The 16,037-nt window shown below is 72.1% G+C and carries 12 protein-coding genes and 1 riboswitch; of the genes, 6 read left to right on the top strand and 6 right to left on the bottom strand.

Features of this window, described 5'->3' with window-relative positions; genetic code table 11:
- The first annotated feature begins 2 nt into the window (after positions 1-2).
- Positions 3-1,742, top strand: coding sequence for a glycosyltransferase (locus O7635_RS06445; protein WP_278079500.1), 1,740 nt, complete (start codon positions 3-5; stop codon positions 1,740-1,742).
- Between the two features lie 8 nt (positions 1,743-1,750).
- Here the strand turns inward: O7635_RS06445 and O7635_RS06440 are convergent, their stop codons facing one another.
- Complete coding sequence (locus O7635_RS06440; protein ID WP_278079499.1) at positions 1,751-3,379, bottom strand: glycosyltransferase; 1,629 nt, start codon at positions 3,377-3,379, stop codon at positions 1,751-1,753.
- Between the two features lie 98 nt (positions 3,380-3,477).
- On the opposite strand from O7635_RS06440, the gene O7635_RS06435 reads away from it, so the two are divergent.
- On the top strand, positions 3,478-5,349 hold the full coding sequence (locus O7635_RS06435; protein WP_278079498.1) for a glycosyltransferase: 1,872 nt from the start codon (positions 3,478-3,480) through the stop codon (positions 5,347-5,349).
- Positions 5,350-5,360: 11 nt separating this feature from the next.
- Positions 5,361-6,257: a diacylglycerol kinase family protein gene (locus O7635_RS06430; protein ID WP_278079497.1), complete on the top strand. Its 897-nt coding sequence runs from the start codon at positions 5,361-5,363 to the stop codon at positions 6,255-6,257.
- Positions 6,258-6,387: 130 nt separating this feature from the next.
- On the opposite strand, the gene O7635_RS06425 is transcribed toward O7635_RS06430, so the two are convergent.
- Entirely contained in the window at positions 6,388-7,623 is a 1,236-nt protein-coding gene (locus O7635_RS06425; protein ID WP_278079496.1) for a glutamate-cysteine ligase family protein, read from the bottom strand.
- 377 nt (positions 7,624-8,000) lie between these two features.
- Positions 8,001-8,133: riboswitch (cyclic di-AMP (ydaO/yuaA leader) on the top strand.
- Between the two features lie 2 nt (positions 8,134-8,135).
- Here O7635_RS06425 and O7635_RS06420 point away from each other — a divergent pair.
- Entirely contained in the window at positions 8,136-9,182 is a 1,047-nt protein-coding gene (locus tag O7635_RS06420) for a hypothetical protein (protein WP_278079495.1), read from the top strand.
- Here the strand turns inward: O7635_RS06420 and O7635_RS06415 are convergent.
- From O7635_RS06415 to O7635_RS06405, 3 genes are read right to left on the bottom strand one after another with little or no spacing between them, the layout of a single operon-like run.
- Positions 9,179-11,560: a glycoside hydrolase family 65 protein gene (locus O7635_RS06415; protein ID WP_278079494.1), complete on the bottom strand. Its 2,382-nt coding sequence runs from the start codon at positions 11,558-11,560 to the stop codon at positions 9,179-9,181. The two genes, O7635_RS06420 and O7635_RS06415, sit on opposite strands and share 4 nt — an antisense overlap.
- Positions 11,557-12,309, bottom strand: a complete 753-nt coding sequence (locus O7635_RS06410) for a beta-phosphoglucomutase family hydrolase (protein ID WP_278079493.1) — start codon at positions 12,307-12,309, stop codon at positions 11,557-11,559. The genes O7635_RS06415 and O7635_RS06410 overlap by 4 nt, the downstream gene beginning before the upstream one ends.
- A 23-nt stretch (positions 12,310-12,332) precedes the next feature.
- On the bottom strand, positions 12,333-13,790 hold the full coding sequence (locus O7635_RS06405; protein ID WP_278079492.1) for a multicopper oxidase domain-containing protein: 1,458 nt from the start codon (positions 13,788-13,790) through the stop codon (positions 12,333-12,335).
- Between the two features lie 147 nt (positions 13,791-13,937).
- Between O7635_RS06405 and O7635_RS06400 the strand changes: the two genes are divergently transcribed.
- Together O7635_RS06400 and O7635_RS06395 are read left to right on the top strand one after the other, a co-directional pair.
- Entirely contained in the window at positions 13,938-14,342 is a 405-nt protein-coding gene (locus O7635_RS06400) for a DUF3224 domain-containing protein (RefSeq protein ID WP_278079491.1), read from the top strand.
- Positions 14,339-14,923: a MarR family transcriptional regulator gene (locus O7635_RS06395; RefSeq protein ID WP_278079490.1), complete on the top strand. Its 585-nt coding sequence runs from the start codon at positions 14,339-14,341 to the stop codon at positions 14,921-14,923. Before O7635_RS06400 ends, O7635_RS06395 begins: the two co-directional genes overlap by 4 nt.
- A gap of 161 nt (positions 14,924-15,084) precedes the next feature.
- Here O7635_RS06395 and O7635_RS06390 read toward each other — a convergent pair whose 3' ends face one another.
- Entirely contained in the window at positions 15,085-16,011 is a 927-nt protein-coding gene (locus O7635_RS06390) for a hypothetical protein (RefSeq protein WP_278079489.1), read from the bottom strand.
- Positions 16,012-16,037 lie beyond the last annotated feature (26 nt).

Genomic DNA, 16,037 nt, shown 5'->3' with positions numbered 1-16,037 from the left:
TCATGCTGACGGTCGTGGTGCCGGTGCACAACGTTGCCCGCTGGTTGGACATTTGCCTCGAATCGCTGGCGGCGCAGACCCATCGCGACCTCGACGTCGTGCTGGTCGACGACGGGTCGACCGACGGCAGCGGTGCGCTCGCGGACGCGTGGGCGGCGCGGGATCCGCGGTTCCGGGTGGTGCACCAGGCCAACGCCGGCCTCGGTGCGGCCCGGAACGCGGGGGCGGCGCTGGCCACGGGCGACTACCTCGCGTTCGTGGACGCCGACGACGTGCTTCCGCCGTACGCCTTCGAGGTGCTCGTCAACGCGCTCGAGCAGACCGGCTCGGACTTCGCCAGCGGCAACGTGGCGCTGCTGACCGACGGCGAGCTGAGCCCGTCGCCGCTGCACCGGGGCACGCACCGGCAGACCCGCCTCTCCGTCGACCCGCGCGAGCACCGATACCTGGTCTACGACCGGCTCGCCTGCAACAAGGTCTGGCGCCGGTCGTTCTGGGGCGACACGCGGTTCCCGGAGGGCGTGCTCTACGAGGACATCCCGGTGACCGTGCCGCTCTACGGGCGGGCGCGCCGGGTCGACGTGATCGACCTGCCGGTCTACTACTGGCGGCAGCGGCCGGCCGGCGACGCGTCGATCAGCCAGCGGATGGCCGAGCAGCGCAACCTCGACGACCGGTTCGCGGCCGTCGTCTCCGCGCGCCGGTCGTTGGCGGATCCGGACTTCGCAAACTGGTACGCCGAGACCGCGCTGCAGAGCGACCTGCGACTCGTGCTGGAGGTGCTGCCGGACGTCGACGACGCGTACCGGTCGCGGTTCCTCAAGCTGGCGTCCGCGTTCCTGTCCGATGTGGATGCTTCCGCGCTCGATCGGTTGCGTTCGCGGCTCGCCGCGGCCTGGCGGCTGACCCGGGACGGTGACGTCGACGGGGTCGTCGAGCTCGTGCGTGCGGTGCGGGCGGGGGCTGCCGCCGGTGCCGGTGCCGGTGCCGGTGCCGGTGTCGGTGTCGGTGGCATGGCGGCGTGGCGGGATCCGGCCGAGCCGGCCGTGCGCGCCACGGCGGTGAGCTGGGCCGGCAATCGGCTGCGGATCGACCTGGCTGACGAGCGGCTGCCGCTGGCCCTGCTCTGGCTGCGTGAGGCGGCGCCGGGCAATCGCGTGGTGGCCCAACCGGCGGCGCGCGGCGCCTGCCTGTTGCGGCCGACGCGGCTGCGGGGCCGGGAAGGTTGGCGGCCGGGGGAGTGGACGGTCAACGTCGCGCCCGCCCGGGACGGCGCGCGGGCCCTGTTGCGGGCCACTGAACCGATCTCGCTGCCGTCGCGCTGGGTCGACGCGGAGACGCTGCTGGCGCCGGTGGTGCGCGGCGGGGTGCTGCGGTTGGTGGTGGACCGACCGGACGTTTTCGTCGTCGAAGCCGGCGCGGACTCCGACGATCTCTACGTCGACGGGTTCGGTGAGCTGGCGCCGGGCACCCTGCTGCGGCTGGAGCGGGCGGCGGGCGTGCCGTCGCTGGCGTACCCGGTGGTCGTCGCCGGTCCGAAGTGGATGGTCCGGGTGCCGTTCGCTGATCTGGTCACCGCGATCGGGCGCCCGGGCGTGCCGGGGGAGCCGCCGGCGACCTGGCGGGCCGCGATCGGGACCACGCCGTTGCTGGCGGGGCCGCGGGTGGTGCCGGCCGAGGCCGGGCCGGTGGTGGTCGACGCCGATCCGCGCGGCGTGCTGCGCGTGACCGCGCTGAACTGAGCTGAGCGTTACTCCGGCTGGCGGCCGAGCTTGTTGTTGAGGCGGCGGCGGGCGCCGCTCGCGGCGCGGAGGGCGACGAACCTGGCGGCCAGCGCCAGCGACCGCGCGCCGCCGACCGGGATGGTGTCGACGCCGAAGAAGCTGACCTTGTTGCCCAGCGTGGGCCGGGCCACCAGGCGGGGCTTCGGCGACACCAGGTCTTCCTCGGCCCACTCCGACAGGTTGGCCACGGCGAAGTCGCGGGCGCTGACCCAGCGTTCGCCGGCCACCGACAGGACCGCCTTCTCCCAGGACTCGTCGGGGCCCTTGCAGCGCGCGGCCCGGCGCAGCGCCGCGGTGCGCCACAGCGCCAGCGCGTTGTCGGGCGAGGCGGCCTTGGGGGGCAGCACCCGGACCAGGCCGACCTGCCACTCGTCGGCCAGCCGGACCAGGCGGCGCACGGTGTTGGCGTCGACGCCGGCGCTGGTCGGCACCCGCAGCAGGTAGGGCGACGGGTAGACGTCGTCCGGCGCCTCCGAGACCAGCGCCACCCGGGGCTCGTGGCGGTAGGTGGCCTCCACCAGCCGCAGGTCGAGGTGCGGGTCCTTGAGCACCGACATGCGTTCGTCGGACAGGGCGCCCCAGTCGCCGACCAGCATCACCCGCAGGTCGGTCAGGTCGCTCATCAGCAGCAGGTCGACACAGGTCTTGACCAGCTCGTAGTTGCCCTCGGCCCGCACCACGGCGGTGACCAGCGGCACCTTCCAGCTGCGGTTGCCGACCGAGCGCAGCCAGCGGGGCTGCGGCATCAGGTCGGCCAGGAACGGGCGGTTGTAGCGCCGCAGCTGCTCGCCGCGCTGCATCATGTTGGTCGGGCCCATGTGCCAGCTGCCGGCCTTGGGCTCGGGCACGAAGGCGGCCCCGGCCTGGGTCAGCCGGAAGCCGAACTCGGTGTCCTCGCCGAGCCGCAGGGTGGTGTCGAGGCCACCGGTCTCGTCGTACATCCGGCGGGTCAGGGCCGCGGTCGCGCCGACGTGGGCGCGGAAGTTGAGGTGGTCGCCGGCCCGGAGCTGGTCGGTGTCGTCGATGATCTTCTCGACGTAGTCGTGCGGCTCGGTGTCGTTGTGCGCGAAGAGCGCGTCGATGGTGCCGGCGGCGCAGCGCTCGGCGATCTCCTCGGGCGTGCTCCAGCCGGTGGTGAACCGCTTGTAGCCGAGGGTGACCACCTCGTCGCTGACGTGGTGCCAGCGGACCTGCGCCTCGACGTGCTCCGGGAACACGACCATGTCGGCGTCGAGCCAGTGGATGATCTCACCGGTGCTGTTGGTGGCGCCGACGTGCAGCGCGTTGGCCCGCCCCCAGCCCGACGAGTGGTCGGCCACGCGGACGATCCGGCAGTTGCCCGGCCGGATCTTCGGCAGCTCGAGCGGCGGCTCGCTGGTGTCGTCGGCGATCACGACCTCGAGCAGCTCTTCGGGGTAGGTCTGGTGGGCCAGCGAGGCCAGCGTCAGGTTGAGCGACTCCTGGCAGTTGTAGGCCGGAATGACCACGGAAACGGTCCGCGTCGGGGTCCAGCTGCCGATCTCCGGCGGCTGCAGAACGCTCCAGTCGTTGCGGAAGATCCGGACCGGTTCGGCTGCGTCGTTCGGGGTCGGCACGCACGTGAGTGTATCCAGGCCACATCACACCCGCCTGGACGCTACGTTAAATGTGCCGGCCAGCGGGGGCGGCCGGCTTGACCCGACGGGAGCGTCGCGTGCCGGCGGACCGCTTCTTTCGCTGGCGGATCTGGGCGGGACCGCGCGCGCGGCGCGCCCGCCGCTGGCCCGCCCTGATGCTGCGCGCGCCACTGCTGATCGTGGACGCGCCGGACCCACCGCCCGGACCGTTGCGGGCCGGGGTCCGGGTCGCCGCGATGTGCGTCGGCGCCGCCTCGCTGGCCGACTTGCGTGGCCTGCTCGACCACCCAGCCGCTGGCACGCTGGTGCGGCGGTTGACAGTGTTCGTCGAGAGCTGGCAGAACCCGTACGGCGCCTGGTCGGGCCGGCTGGGTCCCGTCCCGCACCTGGTGGCGACCCGCACCCGGCTGCCCGCGAGCGGGGCGGGCCGGGCGACCGTGGCGCTCGAGGTCGGTCGCCCGGCCCCGCTGCGGGCCCTGCTGACGGCGGTGCTGCCCGTGCTGAGCTCCGTCCGGCCACTGCCGCGCGCGGTGTCCGCCGACATCACCGCGCAGGAGGTCGCGCCGCCGTGGGTCGGGGCAGCCGCCAACGTCGCGGTGGTCAACGGCGCGCTGCCGACCGACGACGAGATCCGCCCGCACGACCTCGTGCTCAGCCCCGACGGCACGGCGCTCCCACCGGCCGGCGAGGCGGACCCACTGGCGTTGTACGGCGGCGTGATCCGGGCCGGCAACGCGGGCGTCGGCGCGACAGTGCTGGTCGACGCGGAGCACGCCGCCGGGATCGGCCGCTACGGACCGTTCGGCCGGCGGGCGCCCGTGGCCGACCTGGTCTTCACGGAGCACACGTGGCGGATCGACGGCCCCGACGGCCCGCTGCTTCGCGGGCGGTTGGACGACCATCGGCTCACGCCGGACGACGTCGCCGTGCTCGGCGAGATCGGGCTGGTCCGGTGTCTGACGGCGCCGTGCGGATACCCACAGGGCGAGGCGGCCGTGCTGGTCCGGCTGGCCGCGGCCGGAGTGCTCGTGCACGCGCCCGGCCTGCGCCCGCCGGTGGCCGCCCACCTCGCGCCCGAGCTGCAGCCGCTGGTGGTCGACGACCTGCCCCGGGACGACTTCGAGTGGGAGGTGCGGGCCGTACGCCAGCGCCGGGCCGCCCTGCGCCAGCACGCCACCGCATTCGCGCTGCCCCGGCTGGCCGGTGACACGTTTCCCGCCCTGGTCAGCCCGCCGCCGGTGAGCGTGCTGCTGGTCACCCGGCGGCTGGACCACGTGACGCCGGCGCTCGCGGCGATCGAGCGGCAGACCTATCCGGACCTCGAGATCGTGCTGTGCCTGCACGGCGCGCGTCCGACGGCGGAGCTGCTCGGGCAGGTGGCGCGCTGCAGCCGGCCGGTGGAGCTGGTCAGCATCGGCCCGGAGCAGGGGTACGGGTTCGGCGAGGCGATCGGGCGGGCCACCGCGCGGGCCCGGGGCAGCCTGATCACCAAGTTCGACGACGACGACACGTACGGGCCGGAACATGTCTGGGATCTGGTCCTGGCGCGGCTGGTCTCGGGGGCGACGCTGGTCGGCAAGGCGGCCGAGTTCGTGCACCTGCACGCGCTGGACACCACGGTGCGCCGGGCCAACGGGCAGGCCGAGCACTATGCGCGCGTGGTGGCCGGCGGCACGATGCTGATCAGCCGGGGCGACCTTGAGGAGATCGGTGGCTGGCGGCCGGTGCCGCGGTCGATCGACCGTGGACTGATCGAGCGCGTGGGGCGATCGGGCGGGCTGATCTATCGCACGCATCCGCTCGGCTACATCTATCACCGTCATTCGAGCGGGCACACCTGGGAGCCCGGGCTCGAGTACTTCCTGCGCAACACCGGCGCGCAATGGCCCGGGGTGCCGCGGCACGAGGAGTTCGGCACCGATCGTGTGGGCGTAGCGTCGCTTGGGTAAATGAACCGGCCATGGCAGGCAAGGTCGCGGTGGTCGCGCACCGCAAGAAGAGTTTCGGTGGCGGGCTGCCGGAGCTGCGCCACCGGCTGGCGGACGCGGGCATCGCCGACCCGATCTGGCACGAGGTGCCCAAGAGCCGCAAGGCGCCCAAGCGGGTGCGGGCCGCGCTCAAGGACGGCGCCGAACTGATCTTCGTGTGGGGCGGCGACGGCATGGTGCAGCGCACGGTCGACGCGCTGGCCCAGGCGGGCGCGGCCGACGTGCCGCTGGCCATCCTGCCGGCCGGCACCGCCAACCTGCTGGCCGGCAATCTGGGCATCCCGGAGGACCTGGCGGCCGCGCTCGAGATCGGCCTGCACGGCCGGCGGCGGTCGCTCGACCTGGGCAAGATCAATGGTGAGCACTTCGCGGTGATGGCCGGCGCGGGGTTCGACGGGGAGCTGATCCGCGACGCCGACCGTGGCCTGAAGGACCGGCTGGGCCGGGTGGCCTACGCCTGGACCGGCGTACGCCACGTCCGCGACGGCGCCGTCCCGATGACCGTGACGGTCGACGGCAACGAGTGGTACAGCGGCGAGGCCAGCTGCGTCCTCTTCGGCAACGTCGGCACGATCACCGGCGGCATCCGCGCGTTCGACGACGCCAGCCCGCACGACGGCCTGCTGGAGGTCGGCGTCGCCACGGCCGAGGGCGCCCTGGAATGGGCCCGCACCCTCGGCCGGATGGCCACGGGACGCTCCGAAGGATCGCCCTTCATCAAGATCACGGCGGGCCAGAAGATTCGGGTGAAGCTGGCGGAGCCGCTGACCTACGAGATCGACGGCGGCGCCCGCAGCGCGGCCAAGAAGCTGAAGGCCCGCGCGGTCCCGGCCGCCGTCACCCTCTGCCTCCCCGAGGACCGCCCCTGACGCCTCACGCGAAGGAACGGCCCGTTGCTAACGCTTTCCGCATAGGAACGGCCCGTTGCTAACGCCGGCAGCCCGGGGTGGGGCGGGGCGCGACGGTCCAGCGAGGGCTGGGCTGGCGCAGGGTGGGTTGTCAGCCGAGGGCGGGCTCCGTGAAGGTGGCCGGCGGGACCGGGTCGTCGGCGGGGCAGGCGCCGCGCGCCACGTAGCGTTCGATGAACGTCTCCACCGCCTGCTGGATGCGCGGGCCCGCGCCGCGGCGGTCCAGGGCGGCGGCCGCCGCCGTGAAGCAGCTCAGCGCGGCCGACGCCAGGGCGGGGTCGCGCAGGCCCGTGCGGGCCGCGGCCACCCAGTCGCGGTGCCGGCGCAGCGGTGAGCGCAGGTGCTCGGTGGCCGCGGCCGCCGCGTCGGCGGCGAGCGGGTCGTCGAGCAACGCCGTCACCACCGCCAGCGGCACCACCCAGCCGTCGCCGGGCTGCTGGTCGATCATGCGGAACTCGAGGTAGCCGCGCGGGCGTACCGGTGGCACAAGGGTGCCCAGGTGGCGCTCCAGATCCTCCAGGGTGGCGGGGCGCGGACCATGCCCCCGCAGCCAGGACCGCATCGTCAGGCCGGTCGGCACCAGCCAGGGTTCCGGCCCCGCGACCATGGCGACGTTGGCGCGCAGCGCGTAGCGGGCCCAGTCGGACCGGGGCTCGCCGCCCGCTCGCGGCGCGCGGGTGCGGCTCGCGTCCGTGCCGAAGCGCAGCGCCTGGCGGTAGGAGACCCAGCGGGTGCCGCGTACGGCGTGGGGCGAGTTGGCGAACGCCGCCAGCAGGACCGGGCCGATCGCGTCGGCCAGCCACCAGCGCATCCGGTAGCCGGCCCAGCCGTCGGAGTCGTCGCCGGCGTCCAGGCAGACCTGCACGCTGGCGGAGTTGCACATGACCGCCAGCCCTTTGCCGCCCGACCGGGCGTGGTATTCGGCGAGCGCGACGTAGCGCGGGTGCGTCGTGACCAGCTCGGGCCGGCGGTGCGCGTCGAGACCGGTGCCGTCCAGCACCAGGCCCTCGGCGGACAGCGCCGACCGCACGATGGCGAGGTCGGTGCGGGCGGCCGACACGCAGTCGGACAGGGACGCGCCGACCGCTGACGAGATCTCCAGCTGGCCGCCTGGCTCGATGGTGATCTGGCCGCCGCCGGGCAAGGAGCCCAGGCCGGCGGTGGCCGCGGTCAACCGGGCGATCGACGGGCGCGCCAGCGGCGCGCGCGGGTCGCGCACGGGATATTCCAGCTCGACGCCGACCCGGCCGATCGGGCCGACCCGAAATCCCGCGGCGGCGACATAGGTCTCCGCCGCTTGCTCCGTGAGGACGGCGATGTCGTCCACGGCGCCTCCGATGAGTGCGGTTATCTGCCGCCGTCGGCAGGAGTCGCCGGCGGCGCCGTTGGGGTGGGGTGGTGTGCCGGCCGGTAACCCGGTCGGGGTGACTCCATTAGCGGCCCCGCGAGCCTCCTTGTCCAGCGGAACCGGCCAACTCGAAATGAACACCCGATTGACCACACGTTCGGCTGACACCGGCGGTTGCGTACGCCTTCTTTCACGTTTTCCCGTGCCCTTTCTTAAGCGCTCCTTACGTCACCGAAAGTCGTTGGTACGTAACGCATTCCAGGGCAAAGGAAGAGGCATCCGATCCTTGCGAAGAATAGGTCGGGATCGGTTAAGCTGGCTCCGGCTTCCGCCGGATCATCCCCCCGGTGACCCCGGCGCAGTTGCCGCCTAATCGCCGAGAGGCGAGCCGGGGACCCGTGTTCCTGGGGTGAGTCCGCGACAGCGGTAGGGGTTGTTCCGCCCCGAACCCGTCAGCTAACCCGGTAGGCGGCCCTACCGAAGGAACGTGAATGACGCGCAAAGGACGCACGCGCGCTCTCGCCCGGCGCGCCGCCCTGGTCGGCACCGTAACGCTGCTGGTGGGCATCGGCCTCGCCCCGGCAGCGGTCGCCGCACCCAACCCCACCCCCTCACCGCCCCGCGAAGGCGGAAAGAACGAACTGATCGACGAGGCCATCGAGCGCACCAGTCGCGCCTTTGTCGAGGCGAAGAACGCGGTCACCGACTCCCGCAAGAAGCAGGACGCGCTCAACAAGGAGATGGCCCGGCTCGAAGTGCGCCGGGCCGCGCTGGCGCCGCAGGCCGCCGAGATCGCCCGGCACAACTACATGAACGGCCGGATCGGTCCGGCGCTCATGTTGCTCAACAGCCGGGACGAGAACGAGTTCCTGGACAAGGCCGAGACCCTCGAGATGCTGTCGGCGTACGACAACGAGCGGTTGGCCGAGCTCGCCGACAACCAGCGCCAGGCCGCGGCGGCCAAGGCCCAGCTCGACCTGGAGACCAAGCGCGAGTCGGCCCAGCTGGCCGTGATGGCCAAGCAGAAGTCCGATGTGGAGAAGGCGTTCAAGCTCGCCGGCGGTCGGACGGTGAACGGCAACGCGTACGTGAACCAGCCCGTCGCCCGGCAGTCGCCGCGTGCCTCGGACGGCTCGTTCCCGGCGCAGTCGTGCAGTGTGGACGACCCGACGACCAACGGGTGCATCACGCCGCGCACGCTGTTCGCGCTCAAGGAGACCCAGCGGCTGGGCTTCAAGCGGTTCGTCTCGTGTCACCGGGACGGCGGCCCCTTCGAGCATCCGAAGGGGCGCGCCTGCGACTTCTCGGTGTTCAAGACCAACGACTTCGGCAGCGGGGACGCCCAGGGCGACGCCCGGTTCTACGGCAACAACCTGGCGGCGTTCCTGGTGAAGAACGCCGACAAGCTGGGGATCCTCTACGTCATCTGGTACCGGCAGGTGTGGCTACCGTCGACGGGCACCTGGAAGTCCTACAGCGGCGCCCATGGCGACCCGTCCAGCGACCACACCAACCACGTCCACTTGTCGCTTCTCTAGCGCCGCCTGGTGTCGGGCACCGGCCTGCGGGCCGGGGCCCGACCCGCGGGCTGGCGCGGCTGCCGGCGGTGCGGATCGAGCTGCGGGATCTTGACCCGCACCTCCTTCTCGCAGGTCACCGTGATCGGCTCGCCATGGTGGCTGAGGTCGATGCTGGCATCGTCGGGCTCGCCGTCCCGCAGCGAATAGATCGCCTCGTGCTGCCGCACGTCGACCCGCAGCCGCTTGCCCTTCCACATGAGAGCGAACTCCAACCGGCTGATCCGGGCCGGCAGGCGCGGCATGAACGTGAGCTGCTCCTCGTGGTCGCGCATGCCGCCGAACCCGGCGACCAGGCCGAGCCAGGCGCCGGCGAGGGCGGCGATGTGCAGCCCCTCCCGGGTGTTGTTGTGGATGTCGTGCAGGTCCATCAGCGCGGCCTCGCCGAGGTAGTCGTGGGCCAGCTCGAGGTAGCCCACCTCGGCCGCGACCACGGCCTGCGTGCACGCCGACAACGACGAGTCGCGGACCGTACGCCGCTCGTAGTAGTCGAAGTTGCGCAGTTTCTGCTCGTCGGAGAACGCGTCGCCGCACCAGTGCATCGCCAGCACGAGGTCGGACTGCTTGACCACCTGGCGCCGGTAGAGGTCGAAGTACGGGTAGTTGAGCAGCAGCGGGTAGTTCTCCGGCGGCGTGTTGTCGAAGTCCCACTCCTGGTAGCGGGTGAAGCCCTCGACCTGCGGGTGCACACCGAGCTCTTCGTCGTACGGGATGTGCATGTTGGCGGCCGCGTCCCGCCAGGCGGCGGTCTCCTCGTCGTCGACGCCCAGCCGCCACGCCCGCTCGCTGTGCCGGTTGACGCACTCGGCGGCCTCGATCATGTTCCGCCGCGCCATCAGGTTGGTGTAGATGTTGTCGTTCTTGACCGCGGTGTATTCGTCGGGACCGGTCACGCCGTCGATGTGGAACTTGCCGTGCCGGTCGTGGTGGCCGAGCGAGTGCCACAGCCGGGCGGTCTCGACCAGCAGCTCCAGGCCGATCTCGCGCTCGAAGTCGGCGTCGCCGGTGGCCTGCACGTAGCGGCGCACCGCGTCGGCGATACCGGCGTTGACGTGGAAACCGGCCGTGCCCGCCGGCCAGTAGCCCGAACACTCCTGGCCGCGGATCGTCCGCCACGGGAACGCGGCGCCGCGCAGGCCCAGCTGCTTGGCCCGATCGCGGGCCATGTCCAGGGTCGCGTGCCGCCAGCGCAGGGCGTGCGCCACCGCCACCGGCTGGGTGTACGTCAGCACGGGGAGCGCGAACATCTCGGTGTCCCAGAAGACGTGGCCGTCGTAGCCGGGCCCGGTCAGCCCCTTGGCCGCGATCGGCCGCAGCTCGGCCCGGGCGCCGGCCTGCAGCACGTGGAACAGCCCGAACCGGACCGCCTGCTGCACCTCGGAGTCGCCCTCGACCTTGACGTCGGCCGCGTCCCAGAACGTGTCGAGGTATTCCTTCTGCTCGCGGACCAGGCCGTCCCAGCCGGAGAACTCGGCGGCCGCCAGCGCGGCGCTGACCTGGTCGCGGATCGCGGGCAGCGAGCGCCGGCTGGACCAGCCGTAGGCCAGCAGCTTGACCACGACCAGCTTCTCGCCCGGCTTGAGCACGCAGGCGATCGTGGTGCGGGCCCAGTCGTCGTGCGACTCGGTGTTGATGTTGGTCTTGGCCGGACCGTCGACCTCGTGCTGCATCGCGGCGCCGACCCGCAGGCCGCTCCGCTTGGTGCGGTGGATCAGCAGGCCGCGGGTCTTGTCGGTGACCCGCTCCTCGATCTGCAGTGGACGTTCGAGCACGGCGGCGACCCGCGGGTCCCGGCTCTGCCCGGGCAGCTCCTCGTTGGCCACGAGCTCCGACTGCACGATCAGCCGCAGCGGCTCGTCGACGGCCTCGACCTCGTAGCGGATCGCGGCGATCGAGCGCTGGGTGAACGAGACGAGCCGGGTGCTGCGCACCTTGACCGCCCGGCCCGCCGGCGAACGCCAGTGCACCGTCCGGTCGAGCGTGCCGGCTCGCAGGTCGAGCACGCGGGAGTGCGCGTCGAGCTCGCCGTAGCGCACGTCGAACGGCTCGTCGTCGACCAGCAGCCGGATCAGCTTGCCGTTGGTCACGTTGACCACGGTCTGGCCCGACTCGGGGAAGCCGTAGCCGGCCTCGGCGTAGGGCAGCGGGCGCAGCTCGTAGAACGAGTTGAGATAGGTGCCGGGAAGGCCGTGCGGCTCGCCCTCGTCGAGGTTGCCGCGCATCCCGATGTGCCCGTTGCCGAGCGCGAAGACCGACTCGGCCTGCGCCAGCACGTCGAGGTCGAGCCTCGTCTCCCGGACGTGCCAGGCCTCGACCGGATAGGCCCGCTCGCGGATCATGCCGTGCCCTCCAGCAGCTCAGAAAGGTCGCGCACGACGACGTCGGCGCCGTGTGTCTTCAGGTCGGCGCCGTGGCTGCCACCCACCCGGTCAACGCCGATGACGATGCCGAAGTTGCCCGCCCGGCCCGCCTCCACCCCGGCGAGTGCGTCCTCGAAGACGGCCGCGTCGGCGGGGTCGACGCCCAGCAGCTCGGCGCCGCGCAGGAAGGTGTCCGGCTTGGGCTTGCCGGGCAGCTTCTCGGCCCGCGCGACGTTGCCGTCGACCCGGGCCTGGAGCAGCTCACCGAGCCCAGTGATCTTCAGGATGTCCGGGGTGTTGGCGCTGGCCGAGACGACCGCCGTCTTGAGGCCGGCTTGGCGGGCGGCGCGCAGGTACGCGACCGAGCCGTCGTAGACCGCGACGCCGTCTTCCCGGATCCGGCGCAGCAGCACCTCGTTCTTGCGGTTGCCGACGCCGTTGACGGTGTCCGCCTCCGGCGGGTCGTCCGGCTCGCCCTCGGGAAGGGTTATGCCGCGGGACGCGAGAAACGTCCGCACGCCGTCGGCCCGGGTGCGGCCGTCGACGAATTTGGGATAGTCGGAACGGGGGTCGAATGCCGTGAACGGCTCGCCGGTCCGGTCGCTGCGCCGGCGAAGAAAATCATCGAAAGTCTCGGTCCACGCCGCGTTGTGAACGGTCGCGGTCTGCGTGAGTACGCCGTCCATGTCGAAAAGGCAGGCGGTCACGTGATCGGGTAGCCCCAGCACGGGTCAAATCTAGTCGAACCCACCTACCGGTGCTCGTGGCCGCCCACCCCTCCGATCGGCCCTGCCGACTGCCCCGGTTCGACCACCACGAACTGTCCCATCATCCCCTTGTCTTCGTGCATCAGGAGGTGACAGTGATACATGTACGGCATGGTCGGGTCGGCGTAGTCGGCGAACCGCAGGATCAATGTGATCTCGCTTTTCGGCGGCAGGAAGACGGTGTCCTTCCAGCCCTCGAGATCCGCGGGTGGCCGGCCGCCGTCGACCGACAACACCTGGAACTGCACGTCGTGCACGTGGAAGTTGTGTCGCTGGCCGTCGGTGTTGCGCACGGTCCAAATCTCGGTGGCGCCTTTCTCGGCCACGAGGTCGATCCGGTCGAGGTCCATCTTGTCGCCATTGATATTGGTGCCGCTGAGCCGGAACTCGCGTGTGACGGTGGCGTTCGCGGGGTCGAGCCTGGTCATCGCGCCGAGTGTGGCCGGCACCGCGCCGGCGCTGCGCAGCCGCCCCGCCGCCCGCAGCTCCAGCACGTCGAACTGGTCCTTCCCGCCGTCGATGCCCCGGCCGCCGGCGGGCGGGAAGCTGCGCAGCACCGTCCGCTCGGTGGCGCGCATCGGGACGACGACCTCGGCGCGTTCGCCGGGCGACAGGCGGATCGTCGTGACGGTCGCCGGTGCGGGCAGCAGGCCGCCGTCGGTGGCGACCAGTTGGATCTGGCGCTGGTCGGCGAGACCGAAGGCGTACGTGCGGGAGACCGACGCGTTCAGTAAGCGCAGGCGGACCCGGTCGGTCCGGACGTCGAGGCACGGCGCGTAGGTCCCGTTGACCAGCAGCAGGTCTCCGCTGTCGTGGTCGCGGATCTCGTCCTTGTGCAGCGACTTGTCCTGGACGATCACCGGTATGTCGTCGACGCCGTACTCGTGGGGCAGCACGCGCTGCGCGGGATCGTCGTCGTCGAGGATGAACAGGCCGGCCAGGCCCTGGTTGACGTGCTCGCGCGTGTGGCCGTGGGGGTGCGGGTGGTACCAGAGGGTGGCCGCCGGCTGGTCCACCGTCCAATCAGGCGACCAGGTGGCCCCCGGGCGCACCGGTTGGTGCGGGCCGCCGTCCATGCGGGCCGGCAGGTGCATGCCGTGCCAGTGCACGCTGGTCTTCTCGGTGAGGTCGTTGACCACGTTGACCATGACGTGCTCGCCGCGCCGGGCGCGCAGCGTCGGGCCGAGGTAGTCGCCGTTGAAGCCGAGCGTCCGGGTGGGCCCCTCGACGCCGAAGTCGCGCCGGCCGCGCTGGGCGTGCAGGTTGAAGACCCGCCGGCCGGCGTCGTCGATGCGGGACTCCGCGAGGAGCGGGATCAGCAGCGGGCGGGTGAAGTCGACCTTGCCGACGGTGTCGACGGTGGCGCAGGCGGAGAGCGCGCCGCTCGTGCTGATCAGGAACGCGCCGCCGAGTGCTCCGGCTAGCAGGCTTCTGCGCCGCATCTTTCGGTCCCCCTTGGTGGTTGGGTCTCTACATGTAGGCTGCCTCCCTATTGCTGGTGGCGTCCATGCCGCGGCGAGGGTTTGGGGGACCGGTCCGGGCGACCCGTAGGGTTTGACATGTGATTGAGTCACACATATGTTGAGGGCATGACCGAGATCCTGGAGACCAAGCTCGAGATCACCTCGTGGGACGAGAAGCCCTACCGCGAGTTCGACGACGGCCGCAAGTTCTCCCGCGCCGAGGTCACGCTCGCCGGCACCGGCGACGGCCTGGAGCGTGGCTCGTTCGAGTCGCTGCTCTACTACCGCGCCGACGGCACCAGCGAATACGTGTCCATCATGGAGATCGTCGGCACGCTGGGCGGCCGGTCCGGCAGCTTCGTGCTGCAGGGCACCGGCACCTACGACGGCACGACGGCCCGCGGGGTGACGGCGATCGTCCCGGGCTCCGGCACCGGCGACCTGGCCGGCATCAGCGGCGAGGCGGAGAGCGCCTCGACCCACGCCGACTACCCGCACATGCCGTTGACCATCCGCTACGAGCTGGCGTGACCGACCCGCTCGACCATCAGGCCAACCTGCTGGGCGCGTTCGCCCTCGCGATGGCCGACCGCACCGCCGCCGCGGTGACGGCCGCCGGCGAGGGCGGCGCGGCCGGCAACCCGACCGCGGCCGCGGCCCTGTCCGCGCTGCTGCACTTCCTCGACCGCCCGTCGATCGACCAGCTGCGCCGGGTCCTGGGCCTCACCCCGTCAGGCGCGGTGCGCCTGGTCGACCGCCTGGCGGAGGCGGGCCTGGTCACCCGCGGCCCGGGCGGCGACGGTCGCTCGCGTTCGGTCGCCCTGACCCCAGCGGGCCGCGCCGCCGCGACCCGCCTGTCCGCGGCGCGCGCGGCGACACTCCGGTCGGCGTTGGGCGCCCTGTCCGCCACCGAACGCTCCACTCTGGACAACCTGATCGGCCGCATGATGGCCGGCGTCGTCGAGGAGAAGGAAGGCGGCGCCTGGCTGTGCCGCCTCTGCGACCTCACGGCCTGCGGCCGCGACACGGGCCAATGCCAAACCGCCAACGCCGCCGCCGCAAAATACGGCGCCGCCGCCACCCGCCGCGACCAACCCGATCCACGCGCCTGAGCCAGCTTCCCGCGGGAGTGGGCCGCCCGACGCGGCTGAGCGGCCTTGCCGCCCCGGAGCCGGTGGCTCGTCTGCCTTAGCTCCCTACCCGTGGAAGCGGGCCCGGGGGACCGGCCCGTCTTGCACGCCCGAGGCCGCTTCGCGCCCGCCGGCCCGGCCGGCTACAGGTTGGCGATCGTGCGGATGATTTCCGCGTAGAAGTTGCCCTCGATCTCGCGGAACAGGGCGAACGGGGAGTCCGGGTTGCCGAAGAACGGGCGGAGGGTCCAGGCCAGCTGGGTGCCCACGAAGCCGAACAGCAGGATCCAGATGTAGAGCAGCGTCATGCTGGCCGGGCGTTCGGTGGCGACGCCGACGGGGCGGCGGGCCAGCACGTAGCGGCCCACGGCCGGGTCCCAGACCCGGCCGTCCGGCCCCGGCCGGGCGACCAGCACCGGCGGCGGCGGGGTCGTGGCGGGCACCGCGGCCGGGGCCGCCGCACCGTCGCCGTTGGCGGCCGGAGCGCCGACCACCGCGGGCTCCTTCTCCTCAACCGCGGGAGAAGGAGCGGCGACCAGCGCCGGCTCGGGCTCCGTCTTGGCCGGGGTGAGCAGACCGTGCGCGTGCAGGACCTGCATGCCGCCCGTGAGGAAGCGGAGGCCCACGATCGCCGAGAGGGCCAGGATCGCGACGTTGAGCAGCTTGAAGAAGCCGTAGTCGTCAGCGGTGATCAGGAAGAACAGCGCGATCGGGGCGAAGGCCACGGCCAGCATCGCGGTCACCGTGATGGCCACCATCACCAACGAGACCGCCTGCTTGACCGACAGCCGGGCGCCGAAGACCAGGTTGAACAGGTAGAGCGTGGGCAGGCAGATGGCGAGGGTGACCAGGAACAGCAGCGGCAGCTTGATCGCCGAGGTGAGCGCCATCAAGGGGCCGTTGAAGAAACCCAGCACCGCGCCGTAGATGGCCAGGGCGATGGCCGAGCTCGCCAGCATCTGCACGGTGAGCCGGTTGAGGTCGCGCTCTTCGACGATCTGCTGCCAGATGCTGCCGCGGTCCCGCAGGATCCGCTCGATGATCAGCAGCCCGGGGCTGTTTGCCGGCACGGTCGCCATCCTCTCTGGACTCACGT

Origin of the sequence: Asanoa sp. WMMD1127 (assembly GCF_029626225.1) — a bacterium.
In the GTDB taxonomy this organism is placed as follows: domain Bacteria; phylum Actinomycetota; class Actinomycetes; order Mycobacteriales; family Micromonosporaceae; genus Asanoa.
Note: the sequence above shows the minus strand (reverse complement) of the source record. Positions and strands in the feature narration are given on the sequence as shown.

Excerpts from the sequence above, each read along its gene's own strand:
- O7635_RS06445 (WP_278079500.1), top strand. The coding sequence starts at position 3 with ATGCTGACGGTCGTGGTGCCGGTGCACAACGTTGCCCGCTGGTTGGAC.
- O7635_RS06405 (WP_278079492.1), bottom strand. The coding sequence starts at position 13,790 with ATGCGGCGCAGAAGCCTGCTAGCCGGAGCACTCGGCGGCGCGTTCCTG.
- O7635_RS06420 (WP_278079495.1), top strand. The coding sequence starts at position 8,136 with ATGACGCGCAAAGGACGCACGCGCGCTCTCGCCCGGCGCGCCGCCCTG.
- O7635_RS06400 (WP_278079491.1), top strand. The coding sequence starts at position 13,938 with ATGACCGAGATCCTGGAGACCAAGCTCGAGATCACCTCGTGGGACGAG.
- O7635_RS06415 (WP_278079494.1), bottom strand. The coding sequence starts at position 11,560 with ATGATCCGCGAGCGGGCCTATCCGGTCGAGGCCTGGCACGTCCGGGAG.
- O7635_RS06430 (WP_278079497.1), top strand. The coding sequence starts at position 5,361 with ATGGCAGGCAAGGTCGCGGTGGTCGCGCACCGCAAGAAGAGTTTCGGT.